At 43.6% G+C, this 19,402-nt stretch carries 9 protein-coding genes; 4 read left to right on the forward strand and 5 right to left on the reverse strand.

Going from position 1 to position 19,402, the window contains the following annotated elements:
- Positions 1 to 383: 383 nt before the first annotated feature.
- The 4 genes from DXK30_RS05240 to DXK30_RS05255 form a co-directional block, all read right to left on the reverse strand.
- Positions 384 to 2,861 (reverse strand): esterase/lipase family protein, encoded by a 2,478-nt coding sequence (locus tag DXK30_RS05240; protein ID WP_227670765.1) that lies wholly within the window; start codon positions 2,859 to 2,861, stop codon positions 384 to 386.
- A gap of 302 nt (positions 2,862 to 3,163) precedes the next feature.
- On the reverse strand, positions 3,164 to 4,288 hold the full coding sequence (locus tag DXK30_RS05245) for a tetratricopeptide repeat protein (protein WP_114700809.1): 1,125 nt from the start codon (positions 4,286 to 4,288) through the stop codon (positions 3,164 to 3,166).
- 236 nt (positions 4,289 to 4,524) lie between these two features.
- Positions 4,525 to 5,163 carry a 2-polyprenyl-3-methyl-6-methoxy-1,4-benzoquinone monooxygenase gene (gene coq7, locus DXK30_RS05250; protein ID WP_201508130.1) on the reverse strand — a complete coding sequence of 213 codons (639 nt, stop codon included), beginning with the start codon at positions 5,161 to 5,163 and terminating at the stop codon, positions 4,525 to 4,527.
- A 252-nt stretch (positions 5,164 to 5,415) separates the two neighbouring features.
- The gene (locus DXK30_RS05255) at positions 5,416 to 6,747 is read right to left on the reverse strand and encodes an MFS transporter (protein ID WP_057759165.1); all 1,332 of its coding nucleotides are present in this window, start codon (positions 6,745 to 6,747) and stop codon (positions 5,416 to 5,418) included.
- A gap of 452 nt (positions 6,748 to 7,199) precedes the next feature.
- Between DXK30_RS05255 and DXK30_RS05260 the strand changes: the two genes are divergently transcribed.
- Positions 7,200 to 10,739: an autotransporter assembly complex protein TamA gene (locus DXK30_RS05260; protein ID WP_114700811.1), complete on the forward strand. Its 3,540-nt coding sequence runs from the start codon at positions 7,200 to 7,202 to the stop codon at positions 10,737 to 10,739.
- A gap of 102 nt (positions 10,740 to 10,841) precedes the next feature.
- Positions 10,842 to 15,836: a translocation/assembly module TamB domain-containing protein gene (locus DXK30_RS05265; RefSeq protein ID WP_114700812.1), complete on the forward strand. Its 4,995-nt coding sequence runs from the start codon at positions 10,842 to 10,844 to the stop codon at positions 15,834 to 15,836.
- A 151-nt stretch (positions 15,837 to 15,987) separates the two neighbouring features.
- On the opposite strand, the gene hemP is transcribed toward DXK30_RS05265, so the two are convergent.
- On the reverse strand, positions 15,988 to 16,146 hold the full coding sequence (hemP, locus tag DXK30_RS05270; RefSeq protein ID WP_227672156.1) for a hemin uptake protein HemP: 159 nt from the start codon (positions 16,144 to 16,146) through the stop codon (positions 15,988 to 15,990).
- A gap of 298 nt (positions 16,147 to 16,444) precedes the next feature.
- Between hemP and DXK30_RS05275 the strand changes: the two genes are divergently transcribed.
- The gene (locus DXK30_RS05275; RefSeq protein WP_114700813.1) at positions 16,445 to 17,578 is read left to right on the forward strand and encodes an NUDIX domain-containing protein; all 1,134 of its coding nucleotides are present in this window, start codon (positions 16,445 to 16,447) and stop codon (positions 17,576 to 17,578) included.
- Between the two features lie 449 nt (positions 17,579 to 18,027).
- A complete protein-coding gene (locus DXK30_RS05280) occupies positions 18,028 to 19,260 on the forward strand; it encodes a lipocalin family protein (RefSeq protein WP_114700814.1) in 1,233 nt (410 codons plus the stop codon).
- Positions 19,261 to 19,402: the final 142 nt, after the last annotated feature.

Genomic DNA, 19,402 nt, shown 5'->3' on the forward strand with positions numbered 1-19,402 from the left:
ACTATCCATCGATCAAAGTGGCAAGCATTACGGGCAATAGCTCAGTGACGTGGGCTTAGCACCATTAGACATAAATTGTGGCTAAGTTTGCGATTCACTGTTTAGCTGAATTGAATAATTTATGTCCTTATAAATTTACATATTACTGTCATGTGCTATAGATATATTATGCGCTCACCTAGATACACACGCAAGCAACCTAGTCTGTCTGTTACAGACCTCAGAGTCACCAAAATAACATAATTCAAACATTGAAAAATAAAATTAATATTATTAAAAACAAAGCAGTATGCGTGAACATACTGCATATCTGAAAGCTATGACTGATGTTTAAAGGTTACGATTGATACGTCAAAAACCTCGTGAAATAACAAAAATCTACATCATTCTTGTAGCTGCTTATGCAAAATTCTTCGCAATGTCAAAATGGTCTGCGGATTGGTCTGAATACTATGACCGCCATTAATAATTGTTTCAGACGCGGCGCCATCGAGATGGGCACTATTATAAGGAACAATACCATCTGACAAACGCTCGGTCAGTGCCTGACTGATATCATCATTGACTGTCACAGCGGCAACAAGCGGCTCGGGTGGTAGCTGTGATGTCTCAGTATTATTACTCACATCAACGCTCGCCGTTTCATTTCCAGAGTTGTCTTCTACCGCTTGAGACAAATCAATCTTGGCACCGTTTGGTTGCGTTTGTGCCAGTCCTTTAGTGATATCGGCATCGTTATTGGCAATGATCGAATGGTAAGTGATTCGCTCATTAATAGTGATGTCTTTGGTTAACTCTATAAAAGACGACTTATCACTTAACTGGCTAGCGCCATTTTGCAAATATAACGCGCCCAGTGGGTTTTGTGCCAAGTCGCCTTGTGTGGCGATGGTCGCCAAGTTATCAGTGAATGTTTTGACCAGACCTACAGGTAAGTAAACGATGCGGCGTAGCGCACGGGTAAACCAACGATCTGCATAATCTGTACCACGAAAAGGTGCAGATAGGAAAACAGCAGTGTCTACTTGTGGCAGGGCCTGTAGCTCAAATCGTTCCTTTAACTCATCTTCGCCAAAAGACGTTTTGAGCGCGTTACGGATTTGCTGCTTTTCATTACTAGAGAGTATGTCTTTATCATTGAGCTTATCTAAATCATCGACTAAATTTTCATCAGACAGCATCATGCGAGCGATAATGGCACCCATACTATGACTGATAATCACACTATTTCGACTGGCACGATTCTGTCCATTGGGATCGGTCTGCTGGTAGGTGCTGTTGATTAACTGCTGAATCTGGTAGCGATTTTCTAAAATAGGCAGGTTGGTTGGATAGAATATCTGCCAAACTTGGTAACTATCACGCAGCTTGTCATCATTAAGAATATCGTTGGTCAGATTGACCCATGTGGCCGGACTAGAGGCTAGCCCGTGCAACATAATCAACACGCGTTTATCAGGATCATAAGGCTCGAGCATAAAGAGTTTGGGTAGCTGAGCATCTGGCTGGCGCGTAATCAAGTTTAAATAACCCACACCATCTAACTGGTTCTCTGATAACCATAAGCCATATCCCGCCGAAAAGTTGGCTGCCAGTGGGTAGTCATCATTGAGAATATTAACGGATTCGGTTTGGTACGGGTTATATAAATGAATATCAAGCTTACGACTGCTAAGCGCATCTAATACGCTATTGCCATCTGGCTTAATCAGACCCGTTAATAACAGGTGTCCAGTGGGAAAAATACGTGAGCTTGGCTCGCTGTCGTCCGTGTTTTTATTCTCATTTGTTAGTCGACCAGATAAGGAGGCGACCAGTAACTGACGGATCGTGGTGGTGTAGCGATCATCCAATGACGCCACCAAGCTGATGCCTAAACCGGGGCGTTTGCTCACGGAATTGAGACCTGAGAGTCGCAGCTCATAAGTGGATGATAAGTCTGCCAAAGCGGAAGTCTGTTTATGAGCGTTTTGCAGATAGTTGTTTTCGTTTGGCAAGTAAATATCAAGATTGTAGTCATCTACGGTAACTTTCATGACTTTAACTTGGTCTGTTGCTTTGCCCTTTAGCGGTGGTCGATTGGCAATCGCTGCTTCATCCGTGTTGTCACGCTTGGTAGAGGTTATTGGCAGATATTCTACTGTCGTATCACCCATCAATTTATTGGCATTTTCAGTCGATTGATAGATTTGAGTAATAACGTCGTTACTGGCAGCGTTATAAATGTCCTGGGTTTGGATGTCATTGTCATTCGGAATACGGTTTTGCGCACGATGGCTATTGCTATTTTGCTCTGCACCTTCAAAGTCATGGGTCAAACTGTCATAAAACAGATAGGTGTAGCTGTATTTGACGGCATCAAACAACCTTGCTTGATAATCGGTTAAACACAGGTCGGTTTCTTTTTGCTGCGTTTTGGCGTCATCATCACTTAAAGGCGCATTGGCGTAATACGGATCAAGTGGCGGGCGTGCCAGTGCATTACGACAGTTTTTTGAATCAGATAGTTGACGCGCTTTTGCATAGTGCAGTTCTGCAAAAATAGCCAAAGCAGGGCGATAGTTCCTGTTAAGCATACTGTCAGAGAGCTGAGTCAAGCATAAGTCAAATTGCTGCATACAGGCTTGCTCATTCAGTCCTGCTGATAACAAAGCAGATGCTGTATCGCTACTTAGCGCATTGTCAGTGACGATATTGCCACGCTGCGCTGAGATGGTCTTGGCCGAGGCTTGTTTATCTACCGTCACCGTACTACACGCTGGTAGCAATACTGTTGCCGCCAAAAGCATAAATGACGTAATGGGCAGGGTTTTTTTATTCATATGCATTACTGTCTGTTTGCTAAAGCCAGCGAAAGTCATAAGTCAGTCCAATAAACGGTGGTTATGAGAGTATTAATAATGAAAGTAGCAATTGATAATGAGTGTAGCGCAACTTTTGGCGTTAGACTATTCATTTGCAGTTCTACAAAGATGTGTTTTAAAACGAATGGGTTTCTGATAATCGAAAAAAAGCGCTTTTGTCTTATAGAGATAAAACAAAAGCGCTTGGTATTTAAAGCTTAGATTATTTATTAGAGATTTGACCTAGTGAAGGTCTTATGAAACAAATATCTTATGAATCAAATCTTCAATAGCAGCTAGTCTCAACAAGTATAGCGTTTCTAGGCACCTGGTTTTACACTGATGTCAGGGGCAGGGATATCCCAAATATAGAACTTACCTTCTTCAACGAGCTTGATTTGTTGAGGAATAACAGTGTTGTTAGGGTATTGCCCTTCAAGACGACGTAGGCGTTCTAACGCATTAGCGCGGCGGTCACTAAGTAGATCTGACTGTGCTAAGCTTTGTTCTGCTTCGGTGTACCCTAAAGCGACAGCTCGGTCTAGATACTTTTGACCTTCTTTGAAGCCGCCACCTTCTGATAGCATCATACCGTATAAGAAGTTAGCCTCACCACTATCAGGCTGCAGCTTGATAGCGCGATCGACATACTGACCACCACGTACCGTGTAGTCTGAACCCAAGTCTAGGTTACGACCCATACCGTTCAGCTTAGCAGCACGAAGCAACACATCATAAGAAGCATTTGGCGACTTAGCATAAGGTTCGATCCAATCCGCTAATACTTTGATTTTTTCACGCGTGTAATGACGCTGCGAGCGGTTAGGAAAGTTTGGTGGATAGTGACGCGCGTTAGGGGATACGTCCGCGATGAAATCGTCTAGTAAGCTAACATCAAGTTTATCGGTACCTAGCCCTTTTTGTTGCGGAATCAGTACAGTTTTGACAAAGCTCATGTCTGAGAGCTGTACTTGCGGTGTAGGAATATTCGGAAGTTGTCCGCTACGCAAGTCGATACCGGTAGCTGTCATTGGACCAGGCTCGTAAACGCGAGTAGTGCCGTTCATGACAGGTGCAGCAGCAGGCGACATCATTTGCGGTGTTTGAGGCTGAGCAGTACTAACAGATGCATTGTTTTGCAGAGTGCCGCTTAGTTGCATGTTAGTTGTTTGCGCATTAGTCGGCTGGCTGTTGCTCGCAGGTGTTGCTGGCAAGCTTGTTTGAGCAGTGTTGGCTTGAGCAGGACTGATAGTTGCATTTGGACGAGCAAGACGAATCACACGTTTGCTTGAGTCCATCGCACTAGGTACAGCTGTTGCAGCGGCATCAGTTTCTGCAGCGTTCACAGGTGCAGATAACAGCATGGCACAGGTTGCAGCCATGGCGGTCAATGTCGCAAACTTTGGTGACTTAATAGAGTGGCTACTAGAGAGGATCGCTTTCATAAAAATCGTTACCTTGTTTAATTTATCTGGTTGTTATTCATTGATTGGACGGTAATATAAATAGCGCATTGCTGCAAAATCGTACAAATTTTTAATACCGTAGCAAATTAAGCTTTACGCTATCTGTGGTAGGATTGTTAATCGCTAGAATTAAGCAAACCTACGTAAATCTGTGCAGCCATTAATTAGTAAGAAAATTGACAACAGCAACTAACCACAGTACCTGTAACCATAAGCTATAAGTGATAAGCGGTATCTTTCATACGATTTGCCATCCATCGCATGATTCGACGTACTGGCGGAGATAAAGCAGCGCCGCCACTTGCAAGTGCTAGCTCACGATGATGCAGCTCCTCTTTATCCATTTGTGCCAGTATTTCTTTTGAGCGCTGATCATGTTCAGGTAGCTGCTTGATATGATCTTGTAGATGCTCGCTGACCTGCGCTTCTGTCTCCGCTACAAACCCTAGACTAAACTCATTTGAGATCGCACCTGCGACTGCACCGAGTCCAAAAGACATACCGTACCAAAGCGGCGTAAATACGCTAGCATGGCTACCAAGTTCGCTTAAGCGAGTCTCGCACCAGACCAAATGATCGACTTCTTCTTCGGCCGATTGTTGCATGGCTTGTTTGACACCACTATCTTTTGCGGCAAACGCTTGGCCATGGTATAGACCCTGCGCACATACTTCACCTGTATGATTGATACGCATAAGACCTGAGACGTGCCGCGCCTCTGTGATGGTCAGTTCAGGAATCTCATCGCTACTGACGGGCAACGGACGCGTGCTTGGATTGGAATGGGGCACGACAGCTCGTAATGCCTTATCGACCCCAAGTAACAACTGGTCAATTTTAGATAAAGGACGCAGGGTCATAACTCACTCCTGATGGTGTTAAAAACTGTCAATAAAATAAAGTATGTTACCGTCCAAAAGCAACGGCATGATGCGTATTACTATAGCAAACAATCCAAATTATCGGCTCGAATATTACTGTCTAGGTAGCCCATAAATAATCTATAGATAGTGGGCAAACTACTATAGCTATCATAACTAAGAAACCATCAGCGCAACATTAGACTGTATTTATGGAGTCAAACTTATTTACGGCGTTAACCATATTTACGGTGCTATACCATCGTTAGTTTGGATAACGGCATGCTTAATATGTTTATTGAGTTTGATGTATAAAAATGCACCAAACACGATATTCAATAGTCCTGTCACCAAGAATAGCTGTGGTAGCGTAAACCCTAAAACGTTTAAGATAACAATCGCAAAGATTGCTGAGGTAACCATAAATATCGCGTTAAAGATGTTATTCGCGCCGACAATACGTGCTCGATGACTCTTAGGTGCGTAGGCTTGCATAGAAGCATATAGCGGTACGATATACAAACCACCGCTGAACCCTAATAAGAATAAATCCGCGAATACCCGCCAGCTACCACTTATGTTAAACAAATCACCGATGCCAAGTAATGTGTCATTATTCACATTTATATCTAAACCTGAAAGTGAAAAATACAAATCAATAGCAAAGATACTTAATCCAGCAATACCGAATGGTAATAGACGCAAGCTGACTTTGTTTTTGGTCAATGTTTTACAAAGCACTGAACCGATTGACACACCAACAGAAAACAATGTGAGTAAGAAAATAACGACTGACTCATCACCAAGCAAAATCACCTTGCTGAACTCTGGCACTTGGGTCAAAAACGTAGCCCCATAAAACCAAAACCAGCTGTTGCCAAGAATGATAAAGAACAAAAAAGGCAGAGAGTATAAGTAACGAACCGTGGCTAAGCTGGTCGTAATAATATTCCAGTTAATCTTCAAGTCAGGCTGCATCGCTGGCATAGTAGGAATATAGCGTGCAGCTAAATATCCTAAAACAGCAACAACCAACACCGTGGCACTAATCCAATACAGGGATTGTGATAGTTGAGTCAAAATACCAGCGACAATCATACCGACCAAAATAGCCAGCGAAGTACCCATCTGAAAAAGGCCATTGGCGCCGACCAGCTCATCTTCTTTCATTGCTTGCGGCAGATAAGCGTATTTAATCGGTCCAAAGAAGGTCGAATGTGTACCCATCAAAAACAACGCGACAAACAGCAGTGCATACCATTCAAAGACAAAGCCTACCGCAGCAACCGCCATAATGACCAGCTCAAGGAGTTTAATAAACTGCGTAAGCTTTGATTTTTCATACTTATCAGCAATCTGTCCTGCCAAAGCAGAAAACAAAAAGTAGGGCAGGATGAATAACATGGCGGCCAAGTTATTAAGGATGCTGACCTCTACGCCTAATTTACTGGCGGCAGTATAAGTCAGCACCAGTATGAGCGCCTGCTTAAAAATATTGTCATTGAATGCGCCCAAAAACTGGGTGAAGAACATAGCGCTAAAACGACGACGCTTGAATAACTGAAACTGGTTGGACATGGACATTCCTACAGATAAATCGCGACTGATAGAGAAAATATCGGCGCTGAACGACAATTTTTTTATGATAATAATCGTCAATTTTATTAAAAACTATATCAAGATATAGCATAGGTTTTATCAATATTAAGCCGTATAATAGCAAGGCTTCGGTGAAAATACATGCAGTCAATGCTATGATTCGATATTTAACTAAGTTATGATTTATAAATTTTATGTGATTGCGTTTTAGGGTATAAATAGTAGTGAAAACAAAGGCTGCTACTACCCATCAACACTGTCTATAAGCTAGTAGACACACAGTGCTAAAGCCGACACTATAGATAACCAGTCATAAAATTAAAGTAGTAAACCATTAATTCCAGATAACTGCTATAAGTTTATTCACCGGTCAGACTTGACGATTGTTATCGTTGATAAGATTGTGCCGCGTGAGCTGATAGGACGTAAAGATGATAAAGCAGCCTTCAACTCGAGCATGCAAGGGTCTAATGATGCAGCGTGACACAGCCATAATCCAAAATGATAGTAATAATTTGAGTACTTACCCAGTAGCGCCGCGTAAAAATTTCAGACGTTCGGCACTGTGCACTGCGCTTGCGACCAGTTTGTTCGGTATGGCACCTGCGGCAATGGCAGACACTACCAATAGTGTAAATAATACCGCTATCACCAACTCATCTGCTGCTGACCAAACTGATAGTAATCGAACGCTTAGTAAGCAGAATAACAATAGTCAAGCTGCTAATGATCAAGCGGCTATCAAGCAGTCAGCTACATTGTCCGATGGCGATACTCAGCTAGATATGGCTCTAGATGCGCTACGTCTAAAAAAAGCAGTAGAACAAGGCATCATTGATCAGTCAGTATTGGACGAATATAGCGAACAAAGCTTAGGAATTAAAAAACCTAACTCGACAAAGTTAGGATCTAAAAACTCGACGAAGCAAAATCCCAATGCTCAAAACTTATCTTCTCAAAACAATAACTCTCAAGATCTAGAGACTTTCACTGATAGTCCAAGCAATTCATATAATCCAAATAATGCTCAGTCAAACTATGCTAATGATGATCTGTTGCAACAAGCAACTGCGATCCAGCAGCAGGGTTATCAAATGATGACGCCTGAGCAGATCGATCGTGAGCTAGCTGCGATGGATGCGCAGAAAGCTCAAGATATTGACAGTATCAATATTAGTAATAACGACAGTGATTTTGATGCGCCAATCGCTACGTTAGATGATACAACATCGCCAATTGGTCTCGATGTAGAGCTAGATGCGACAAACTTGCCAGCTCCGAACAATCTTGATACGTTGGGTAGAAATGAAACAACGGAAGAACAGGCGAGCACAGCTGAAGGGATGTCACGTCCGATTGAGGTGAGTGGCGCTGTTAGCAATGAAGATGTCGTTAGCAGTGAAGCTACTGTTAAGAATGAAAATGGCCTGACGACTGATGATAGTAGTGATGAGGTGATAGCTGGTACGAATGGGCCTGCCAATGTAGAAGGTACGACAACAGATATTATCAATCCTAATGACTATCTACCTGATTATCAGAATGACACTCAGGCCGTCGATCAAAGTATTGAACAAGCCAATAGACCACGGCCACGCGCGCGAAATAGAGGTAATATCGTTACGCGCCTCTATAATCGCTTGTTTAATGGTGGTGTGGCGGCCCTACCAAATGTAGAAACCGCTATTTATCTAGAGCAAGTATCGGCTGAAAATGCTCCCGATGGTAAGGCTCAGCTGATTGAGGCTGATAATGATATTCAGCCGATGAAAAATATCAAAGCAGCACTTGATGATACTTCCGTTCAGTCGGTTATAGACTTTACTGCGGCATTGCCACGTTTGCGTGAGACGGCACAGAATGCTGCTAAAGCGGTTGGTTACTATGAGGTTGAGCTGCGTTTGACCCAACCTGATCGTGACACAGTCAATGTTGTGATTGAAGAGCTAGGCGAGCCTGTATTGGTAGATAGCCGTATAATTGAGATTCGCGGTGAGGGCAGTGAGCAGGAAGAGTTTGCAACGCTTGAGACAGATTTGCCGCCACAAGAAGGCGATATTTTTAATCACCGTGTCTACAAGAGTAGTAAGGCGGCTTTAGAGTCTTTGAGCAATACCTACGGCTATTTTGACCAGTATTGGCTGAACAAATCTGTCGATATCATCTTGCCGGATAACAAGGCAGATGTCTCGTTGGTTTATAACACGGGTGATCGTTACGAATTTGATGATGTGGTGTTCTTTACGTATGACAAAGAAACTAACACGCTGACCCAAGATCCTGACAAGTTACCAGTAGAGCTTTCACTATTACAGCAGCTCTATGGCTTTACGCCGGGCGATCCATTTTATCGTCCAGCAGTCACAAAATTTAGCAATGATTTGTCAGCAACTCGTTATTTTAATACGGTCAACGTCGAGTCGATATTACCGCCCAACGATAGTAGCGAAGCCAGTACCTTAGCGTTCGATAATGCCCCTACCGATAGTAACGGGGCATTAGATGATGATATCAACAATGACGGCATTACCGATTTGAATAGTGATGCGGGACTAGGTGCTTCTAACGGGTTTGCTGTCAGAGTAGATACGATTAGCGATAGTGGTGGAGAAAGCAGTAATACTCTGATTGCTAACAGTGGTGAAACGGTCAATGAAGCGGATATCGCTGCCATTGAGTTTGAGGCTGATGAAGCAACCTTGGATAAGCTGCAAGCTATTAGACAAAAAGCAGAACGCCTAAGCCGCTTGCCAAATGATCGGGTATTAGACGAAAAAGATCAGGAAGCTGATAGTCTACTGGGAAAAATCAGTGACTCAATCAGTAATGTTGCTCAAAAAATATTCCCTGATGAAAAGATTTTGATTAATGATGAGAACTTTGTACCTCCAACATTAGCAGGACGTAAAACGCCTCAAGACGTTGCGGAGAGCAAGAAAGTACCGCTGTACGTTTTTGTATACGCAGATAAACCACGTGATGCTCAAGTTGGTCTGGGTTATGGAACAGATACTGGTGTTCGTGCAACCGCAAAAATAGACTATAATTTGCTCAACCGTCAAGGCTATCAAGCAGGTGTGGAGACAGAAGTGTCGAGAATCAGCAAAAACGTGGCTGTGTATGCCAGCCGCCCGTGGAAACATCCGCTCAATGATAAGCTAGACGCACGCCTAACTTATGAGGAAGAAGTGATTGACCAAGGAAAAGGCAATTTTGATCTGTCGACCAGAACACTAAAGGCTGCCTTGGCACGTAATATCCGTAGTGACACTGGCTGGAACCGTAGCTACTCTGTGCGCTACCGTTTAGATGAGCTTGAGACAGGGGTTGACGGCGCGAAGCTAGATGACCTTCCTATTCGCTTTACTTCTTCAAGCCCAAAGCAGCAAGCACTGCTGTTTGGCTATGGTATGAATAAAACCGATACAGATAGTGTAACCAATCCAACTCGCGGTATGCGTCAATATTACTCGATCGAAGCAGGTGCGGATAAAGCTTTGAGTGATACGGACCTGGCAATCGTTCGTGCAGGTATTAGTGGTATCTATAGCTTTGGTGAAGACAAAAAGCATCAAGTGTTAGGTAGTGCCAATGCCGGTTATATCTGGGCGGATGATTTTTATGACGTACCTTATAAATTGCGCTTCTTTGCAGGGGGCGATCAGAGTATCCGCGGTTATGACTATGAGAGCTTGTCACCATTAGATAAAGGCTATCTAACGGGCGGGCAGGTGCTAGCGGTCGGTAGTGCTGAGTATAACTATGAATTTAAACCAGGTTTCCGTGGCGCATTCTTTACTGATGTCGGTAATGCCTACGACAAAGATTTTGACACTGAGACAAAAGTCGGCGTCGGTGTCGGTATCCGCTGGGCATCGCCTGTAGGAATGGTACGTGTCGATGTGGCTGCTGGTGTGACCGAGGAAAGCATTCCAGTACGACTACACTTCTTTATTGGTTCACCGTTATAATCGCTCAATGTAGTAATTCCAAATGTTTAGTAGCTCCAAATGTTCTAATTATTACTTATCGTACCGATTGCTGGTCTTCATTTTTTAACGTAGTTGAGTGTCATGCTGACAGAAAATACCCCGCCTAATAATGCTCCAGATGAAGATCCAGCACAGCGTGATGCCCGTGCCGTTAGGCGTTGGTATCCGTTGTCATTTCTGCTCAAACTACTGGTATTGGTGCTTATCGTACTGGCGATCATGTTTGCCATATTCTTTTATGCGGCAGGGACGGACGCTGGTACGAAGTTTATATTAGAAAAAATCAGTGTTGAAACCGGTATTGATTTCAAATACGGACGCGGTAACTTGCGCGATGGTATTTGGGTCACTGATATCGATATTGAAGCGACTGAAGATCTTGAGATATTGGTAGATAAGGCCTACGTCAAAATAGGTTGGCGTGCAGTATTTGCAAAAGAAGTACATTTAAGCGATGCAGACATCCAGACCATAGAAATTATCAATAAAAAACCACCTACTGGTGAACCGTTCGATTATAAAACTTTAAACTTGCCAGTAAACTTGCGTTTTGACCAAGCAAAAATTAAGAAAATCACCTATAAGCAAGTAACCAAAGACCCTATCATTATTCAAGACATTACGGCACGTGACCTGACGTGGGTAGGTAGTACGGTAACCGTTGGTCGTGGTGACCTGCAGTACGCTGATATCGTAAAAGTCAGTGCCTTACAAGGAGAGATCGACCTACAGGGCGACTATCCACTAGATTTGAGTGCAATTGCGGAAGTCAGCGCCCTTGAAAAAGCCTATATCGACCCATTGAATATCTCTGCAACGGGATCGCTCAAACGTACTGTCGGTAAAGTACGCAGTCGTTATAACGATAGCGATGTGAAAGGCGACTTTGTAGTACAAGGGTTAGATGCGGGTGCACCGTTTGATGCAAAACTACAGTGGGATGATATTCTTATCCCTTACGCTGATAGCCAAAACATTCGTCTACAAAGCGGTACAGCCACAGCTTCTGGTGTCATCTCTGAGATACGGCTGCGTATCAATACTGAATTGACGGCCAAAGACATTCCATCAGGTCATTACCAAGGCCGTGCCGTTATTGCCAACAGTCAGCTACGTATAGATCGCCTAGATGCTGACGTGCCAGCGGGCCGTTTGGCATTACAAGGTATTTTAGATTGGAAAGACAGCTTTGAGGCTACAGTGCGTGCGACGGGTAGCAACTTTAATATTCGCCAAGCTATTCCGGTTGAGTATACCGACTTCAAAGCTTATGCGCCGCAAACCCTTAACGGTAGGCTGTCATTGCGTTATCAGCAGCAGAATCCTACTGGTAATACGCAGATTGATGCAGATTTGCGTCAGCGCGATGGTGAGCACATCAATGCCAATATGGTTCGTGGTAAAACTTCTGCCAAGTCCAAGCAAGTCGCGCCTTGGTATATTGATGCTAACTGGAAAAATTTAACCCGCCGTAACGTACCCAATATTGGCAATATCGACAGTCCTAGTGGGCAGGCGGACGTCATCGTTCGAGGTTCGACCCTATCAGTCGATGCCAATGCCGTTATCAATGAGCTAAATGCTGCACCCAAGGGCAACTACGATCTACGTATACGTAAGGCTGGTGATGTCATAGATATCAATCGTCTTAATTATAACGGCATCGTAGGAGATTTATCCGGCACAGGGCAGATTCAGTTAGCGAACAAACAGCGTCCACTGACATGGCAGATTGACGCTAGTACCAAAGGTTTACTCCCTAAGAAATATCGTAGCGATTTACCGCTTGAGCGCCTAACAGGTAGTATAAGTGCGCGTGGTCGATTGCTAAACATCACCAAAAATGGTGTCAGCGGTCAACGTCACGTGATTACTGTAAACGATACCGATATGCAAGCGCAGCTCGATGCGACGCAAGCAGATCGTGCTGTCGGTATCACAGGTGCTGGTGATGCCAGTGTCGATATAGTAGGTGGTGAGCTGTCAGTATTTGATGCGCGTTTTGATGGTCGGATTGATACAGCAGATGTACCACAAGGCCGTCTGTTTATCGATGCTGCGGGTACACCAAAGCTGATTAGTATTCGTAAGCTGAACTATAAGGGTGAAGCGGGCGCAGTTGATGCGAAAGGGGTTATCGACTTACGTAAAAATATCGGCTGGAACATAGATGGTCGTTTTGATCAGTTCAACTTGGGTTATTTTTTACCCAATAATCCAGCGATAATCACAGGCGATCTAAAAACCAGTGGCGAGTGGCAAAATGCGCCAAAAAACAGCAAAAACACCGCAGGGACATTGCAGCGCTTTGCCGTAAATTTCAACGGCATATTGGATGCCGAGCAATTGCCAGCAGGTAAGCTGAATATAGAAGCCAGTGGTGACAGTCAGCTGATACGTATCAACCGTTTCCGTCATGTGGGTGCGGCAGGTAGTATCGATGCCAGCGGAACCGTTGATGTGCGTCAAGGCGTTGCATGGGATATCAACGCGGTCATGGATCGTTTTAACATTGGCTACTTCCTAAAAGATACCCCAAGCCTTATCACTGGTACGATTGATACAGATGGCCGCTGGAGTGACACGCAGCAGATCGTCAATATTAAACAAGTCAATCTGAATGGCATGCTAAAGGGGCAGCAACTGAGTGCCAAAGGTAGCCTATCAGCGAAAATGCGTTTGCCTAAAGATTTAGCAAGTTACTTTAAACAACTTCAGACCCAAGATTCCCAAGCACAATACAAGCAAGTAAATGCTTTGATTGATAGCTTAAACGCTAATAACCTTGTGCTGCGTTGGGGTGATAATTACGTCACGGCTAACGGTAATGCCAAACAGCTACAAACCAAAATTAACATCACCAGTCTAGATCAACTGTCTAGTCAATTGGCTGGAAAAGTCACGGGCGGTGCCACGCTATCTCAACCAGCTGGTCAAGCACTGCCTACTATTTATATTGACTTGGTCGGTGAGCGACTCGCGCTACCTGGCTTTATATTGCGTCAAGGCCGTGTACGCGGCAAGCTGGTCAACTTAGCCAATAGCCCAAGCCAGTTAATCGTGACGGCTGAAGGTCTAGATGCTGCTGGTCAAAGTTTCGATAGCGTTAAAGCGTCTTTTAATGGTACCGAAAAATCTCATGTGGTCGATCTAAATGTGGCCAATAAGCAACTCGATGTCGGCGCTAGGCTAAAAGGTGGTTTTGATCGAGACAGGCTAAGCTGGTCAGGTGTCATTGGAAAAGGCCGCATTAAATCTAAATATGCGACTTTGAATCAATTGCAACCTGCACAGCTGATTGTGAATTTACCTTACAATCAGGGTGGTGAGAACCGTGATCTAAAAGTACAGCTTGCCGCCCACTGCTGGCAGGCCACGGATCAAACTGGCAAGCTCTGTCTACGTGAAAAACTAGTGGCATCGCCAGACCAAGGTGAAGTCAATGTAGCGTTGCAGAATTTAGATACGTCGTTATTCTCAGTGTTCTTACCAGAAGATATTGACTGGAATGGCAAGATTAATGGTAAAGCAGTCGTGGGATGGCAACGTGGTCGTCCGCCAACCATTAATACCACGCTATACTCAGACAACGGCAAGATTGGCCTCGTTCAAGATGGCGAGAGCACATCAATGACCTTGCCATACAAGCGTGTCTCTCTCATTGCTCTGTCTGTGCCTGAGGGTATTAAGCTGCGTACTGATATCAATACTGGACGCGGTGCGCGTGGATATGCTGAAGTGATCGTTGATCCTTACAAAGACCCTAAACCAATCTCTGGTGCATTGGTACTGAACGAGCTTGATCTTGCGATATTTAAGCCTTTCTTCCCTGGTATGCGCGTCCTAAGAGGTAACGTCACAATGGCGGGTGGGTTAGGTGGCACCTTAACCAAACCGCAGTTCTATGGCGACGTAAAACTCTCTGACGGCCGTATAGCTATGCTTGATTTGCCCGTGAATCTGTCCAAAGTAAATGCTGCTGCAAAAATACGCGGTACGCAAGCGACCATTGACGGTACATTCAATAGTGGTACAGGTAAAGGCGCATTGACAGGAACAGTCAATTGGCAGCAAAAACTGCAGGCCAAGTTGAGTATTGTCGGTGAAGGCCTAGTTATCACTCAACCGCCACTACTGGTTGCTGAAATTGATCCTGATATCGATATTATCGTGCGTCCAGGCGATCGTTATGTCGATATAAAAGGGGCGATCAGTGTACCGTCTGCGACCATTCGTCCACCTGAAGCCAGCGAAGATATCATCACTCAGACTGAGGATGCAGTTGTACTAGATCGCCGTTTGATTGGTAATATCGATGAAGTACTGGCTATCTCAAAACCTTGGTCAATCAATGCTGATATCGGTGTCGATTTGGGCGATGATATCAACTTCCGTGGTTTTGGCGCAGTCATTCCATTGGCAGGTGCGATTAATATTACTCAGAATGGCATAGGTATCATGCGTGCTAGAGGTGTTGTGCAGGTCTCACGACGTACCAACATCAATGCTTTGGGTCAAAACTTAGAACTTAACTATGGTCAAGTTCGTTTCAATGGCGACGTGATGAAGCCAAGCTTGAGTATTGAAGCGGCCAAAACGATTAATGGCAAAACAGTAGGTCTGCGTGTCAAAGGGACGGCCGAAAGCCCCAATATTATTGTCTTCAACAATGCAGGTTTGACCCAGCAGCAAGCAATGAACGCACTGGTGACAGGCCGCATCGATAATAAGAGCGCGACGCAAATTAGTGAGCAAGGGTTTAAGTCCCAAGTGACCAATAATCTGGCCGCCGCTGGACTGAGCTTTGGTCTTAGTGGCACTCGTAGCCTAACCAATCAAATCGGGCAAGCGTTTGGCTTACAAAGTCTGACAGTCGATGCCTCAGGTAGTAGCGAGGACACCAATGTCAACGTCACAGGTTACGTAACGCCTGACTTATATATTCGCTATGGTGTGGGTGTTTTCAATGCGCAAAACAGTCTCTCTGTTCGTTATCAATTGACACGCCGTATCTATGTGGAAGCCAGTTCAGCCGCCGAGAATGCAGTGGATGTGGTCTATAGTTGGCAGTTCTAAATTGTTCATTCAGAGGATGACTGTTTTCTAGTTGATGTTAACTGAAAGAGCTTTTGAAATTACTTTTAAGTTAGATAGCCTATAAAAAAACGCCTTCATTATGAGGCGTTTTTTTATAGAAGCATTGAAACAGATATTATCGAAATAGACGTTACTTGGTTAGAATCAAGCGATTGTTACGAGTTAGGCGTAGTCGATACTCTTCGCCTTCATGCTCGATACGTACCTCTTTAGTCAGTGCAAATAGATGTTGTGATTGCAGAGTAGGGAGACGGTTTTCACGACAGTTTAAATAACGAGAGATGACCATGCTCATAGTAAATTCCTTTTGAGAAGAAGTGGCTTAAAAATTGGCTAACCATAGCGTAATTGTTTTTAACGATAATAATTATCATTTAGATTTGATAAATTTGCAAGGCAATTGATAAAATAAAATGCAGTTATTATGTAAACTTATCTAATTTCGCTGTCATAAACTATCTAGAATAAAAATTTTATCTATATAAATTAGTAGGTTAGGTAATAAATTTAACTGAATAATCTAGCCTGTAAAAACTATTAAATTATCAGAAATAATCAGAGTAAATACCGAAATAAAGGATATAAGTATGTCGAATGGGCTATATCAACAGTCAGGAAACAAGAAAGACAGTAAGACGAAAACTAACAAACCCAGCATCGTAAATATCGTAAATGTTGCAGTGGCTGTCATTCATTATAAAGATCAGTATTTGCTTGGGTTTCGAGATGCTACTCAGCATCAGGGGAATCGTTACGAGTTCGTTGGCGGAAAGATAGAAGCAAATGAGTCAGCAGCGCAGGCGTTAATAAGAGAAGTGGCTGAAGAGACGGGTATCCTGCTTGATGATAATACTATCGTTAAACTTGGGCGTTTGCATCATGATTATGGCGATAAGCAGGTCAGCTTACAGGTTTATAAGATTGAGCTGACAGCAGAGCAGTACGAGCAGCATAAACACCGTAATCAGGGTTTAGAAGGGCAGGCACTGACTTGGGTGGCCAAATCACAACTTTTGGCAGGAGAGTATCATCTGCCTGCTGCTAATAAGACAATCCTTGAATGGTTGAAGCTCCCATCGAAGATAGCGATTACTTATCCTTTGGCACATTTTGGCACACATACTGATGCAGCGGAGGCATGGCTACAATATTACCAAGAAAATCTAACATCAGAATCATGGGTATATATCCGCCTGAAGGAAACAAATTTTAAGCATCTTGCTTGCCAATTGATAACGGCACGTCCAGATATCTTAGCGATTTTACCTAATGATAATGAGCAATCTTTGGACGATGAAGAGTTATTAACCGCTAATGAGACAAAGATTGGTCAGCGAATAGTTGCCAAGCATTTGACACACTCGACACTGATGCAATGCTTTGATGAAGATGGCAATCCTACAGCTCTCACACAGTCGCTATCTAAAGACCGTCCGCTCATCGTCAGCTGTCATGACATCGCGAGCATAACAGTCGCCAACAAACTTGCCAGCATGAGGATACAACAGGGGCTGCCACCAGTGATTGGTGCTTTCGTATCGCCTGTGCTCGCCACCCAAACGCATCCTGATGACACACCGCTTGGCTGGGAAGCATGGTCAGCATTAGCAGAGTTAGTTGATATGCCTGTCATTGGGTTAGGTGGTTTGGAGCCTGCAATGCTCGATCAAGCATTGCAGTATGGCGGTATCAGTGTGGCAGGTATTCGTCAGTTCATATAATCCGCATGACTCAAGAAAGCTACAGGGAATCTACGGTGTCATGTGCCTGAATGTGACTCGTATTAGACGTGCGTATTAAGCTTAGTAAGTTCAAATAACTGATTTTTAACTTAGTTATCCAGCAAGTAACTGTGTGGTTATGATGTGTTCAAACAACACTCAAACCCCATAGTTACTTACAAACCGTTGCGTTTTCCTACATTGCACTACTGTTTTAATAGTCCAGTTGTCCTTAATATATATTGCATATCTACGATACGTTGATCTTATTTCTATAGACGAGTGACTGTTCAAAAGTGATGTTCAAAATACAATAATAAAAAAGCTTTTGTAGAGTCAAGTTTTGCACAAATAATTTATACCAAAGCAAATGGCTTTTAGAAAACGAGACCAAATAGATGCCGTACATAAAGCGTTTTTAACAATCACTATTTAAGAATGGTACTCCTATGAAAACCAATAAGTTACCTGAGTCAGCATGGACTGATTCACAGGCAGCTGGTTCTCAACTTCAGCAGCCTAAGCAATCGCTCAATGACAATGAATATGGCGACGACACGCAACAGACAAACCAAGCTAGTAACGATGCTAGCTATAATCACGACAGCTCGAATGGCGAATATTCGCACCATCTGGCAAAAGACACGTCTTCGCAAGACAGCTATTTTGGATACAAAAGCGCCGACAAAAGCCCTAGGGCAAAAGAGTCAGCTATGAGTAACAATGAGATAAGCAAAGATCTAAAAAATAGCAATGAGGACAATCATGACGTGGCTGGTGGCTATAAATCATCTGGCTATAAGTCAGCGCAAAATAAGCAACCACAAAAACTAAATGAAGATGAGCCATTAATGTCAGGACTGTTAGAGGATCAAATAGATAATCTAAACAGTAGTTCTGAACACGCCATTGACGCTGAGCAAATGAGTGATGCATCAACAAATAATTCATCCTACAAAGAAATACCGGAGCGCATATTTATGAATGGACTGATCAAACATACAGGCATTGCCTTAGCGATTATAATACCGTTAGCAGCGTTCTCAGCCTATGCGGCCACGCCGCCAATGAACTCGGCAACTAACAACGTAGCAAATAATGGCATGTCTGATGATGCGATGAGTGAGAAGACCACGACCGATATGCTATCGGTTCAGCCAAGTGATATTATTCATAAATCTGCAAGCACGCCAACTACCGTAGATAGCGTAGATCTTAATACCTATGCAGGTACTTGGTATGAGATTGGCCGCTTGCCGATGTATTTTCAGCGTAAGTGTGCTGGTGATGTCACCGCCAACTATGCTCAAAAACATGATGGCTCAGGAATCACGGTTACTAATAAGTGTGTGAGCGAGGACGGTTCGGGTATTGTGGCAGAGGGTTTGGCTAAGCCAGTCGATGAGAGTGGCAGCAAACTAAAAGTGACGTTCTTACCGAAGTGGATTCGTTGGATTCCAGTCGGCCGTGCTGACTATTGGGTACTGGCACGTGATGCGGAGTATAAAACTGCGCTAGTAGGAACGCCTGACAAAAAATACTTATGGCTACTAGCACGTTCGCCAAATATCAGTCAGGAAACGTATACTAAATATCGTCAAATTGCTCAGCAGCAAGGTTATGACTTAAAAGAGTTTACATTGACGTCGCAGAGCAACCAAACGGTAAGTCTAGCACCATAAGCGTTATAACTAAATCTACTGCTCTAACTAATTAAGCCCTATAGCGATTATTATTTCATTACGTCTCGAATAAGGCAGCATATATAGCTGCCTTTGTTTTTATTACTAGTTATATATAAGAACTATATAAGAGAATGAAACC

The organism is Psychrobacter proteolyticus (assembly GCF_003350005.1).
In the GTDB taxonomy this organism is placed as follows: domain Bacteria; phylum Pseudomonadota; class Gammaproteobacteria; order Pseudomonadales; family Moraxellaceae; genus Psychrobacter; species Psychrobacter proteolyticus.

Excerpts from the sequence above, each read along its gene's own strand:
- DXK30_RS05240 (WP_227670765.1), bottom strand. The coding sequence starts at position 2,861 with ATGACTTTCGCTGGCTTTAGCAAACAGACAGTAATGCATATGAATAAA.
- DXK30_RS05245 (WP_114700809.1), bottom strand. The coding sequence starts at position 4,288 with ATGAAAGCGATCCTCTCTAGTAGCCACTCTATTAAGTCACCAAAGTTT.
- DXK30_RS05255 (WP_057759165.1), bottom strand. The coding sequence starts at position 6,747 with ATGTCCAACCAGTTTCAGTTATTCAAGCGTCGTCGTTTTAGCGCTATG.
- DXK30_RS05260 (WP_114700811.1), top strand. The coding sequence starts at position 7,200 with ATGATAAAGCAGCCTTCAACTCGAGCATGCAAGGGTCTAATGATGCAG.
- DXK30_RS05265 (WP_114700812.1), top strand. The coding sequence starts at position 10,842 with ATGCTGACAGAAAATACCCCGCCTAATAATGCTCCAGATGAAGATCCA.
- hemP (WP_227672156.1), bottom strand. The coding sequence starts at position 16,146 with ATGGTCATCTCTCGTTATTTAAACTGTCGTGAAAACCGTCTCCCTACT.
- DXK30_RS05275 (WP_114700813.1), top strand. The coding sequence starts at position 16,445 with ATGTCGAATGGGCTATATCAACAGTCAGGAAACAAGAAAGACAGTAAG.
- DXK30_RS05280 (WP_114700814.1), top strand. The coding sequence starts at position 18,028 with ATGAAAACCAATAAGTTACCTGAGTCAGCATGGACTGATTCACAGGCA.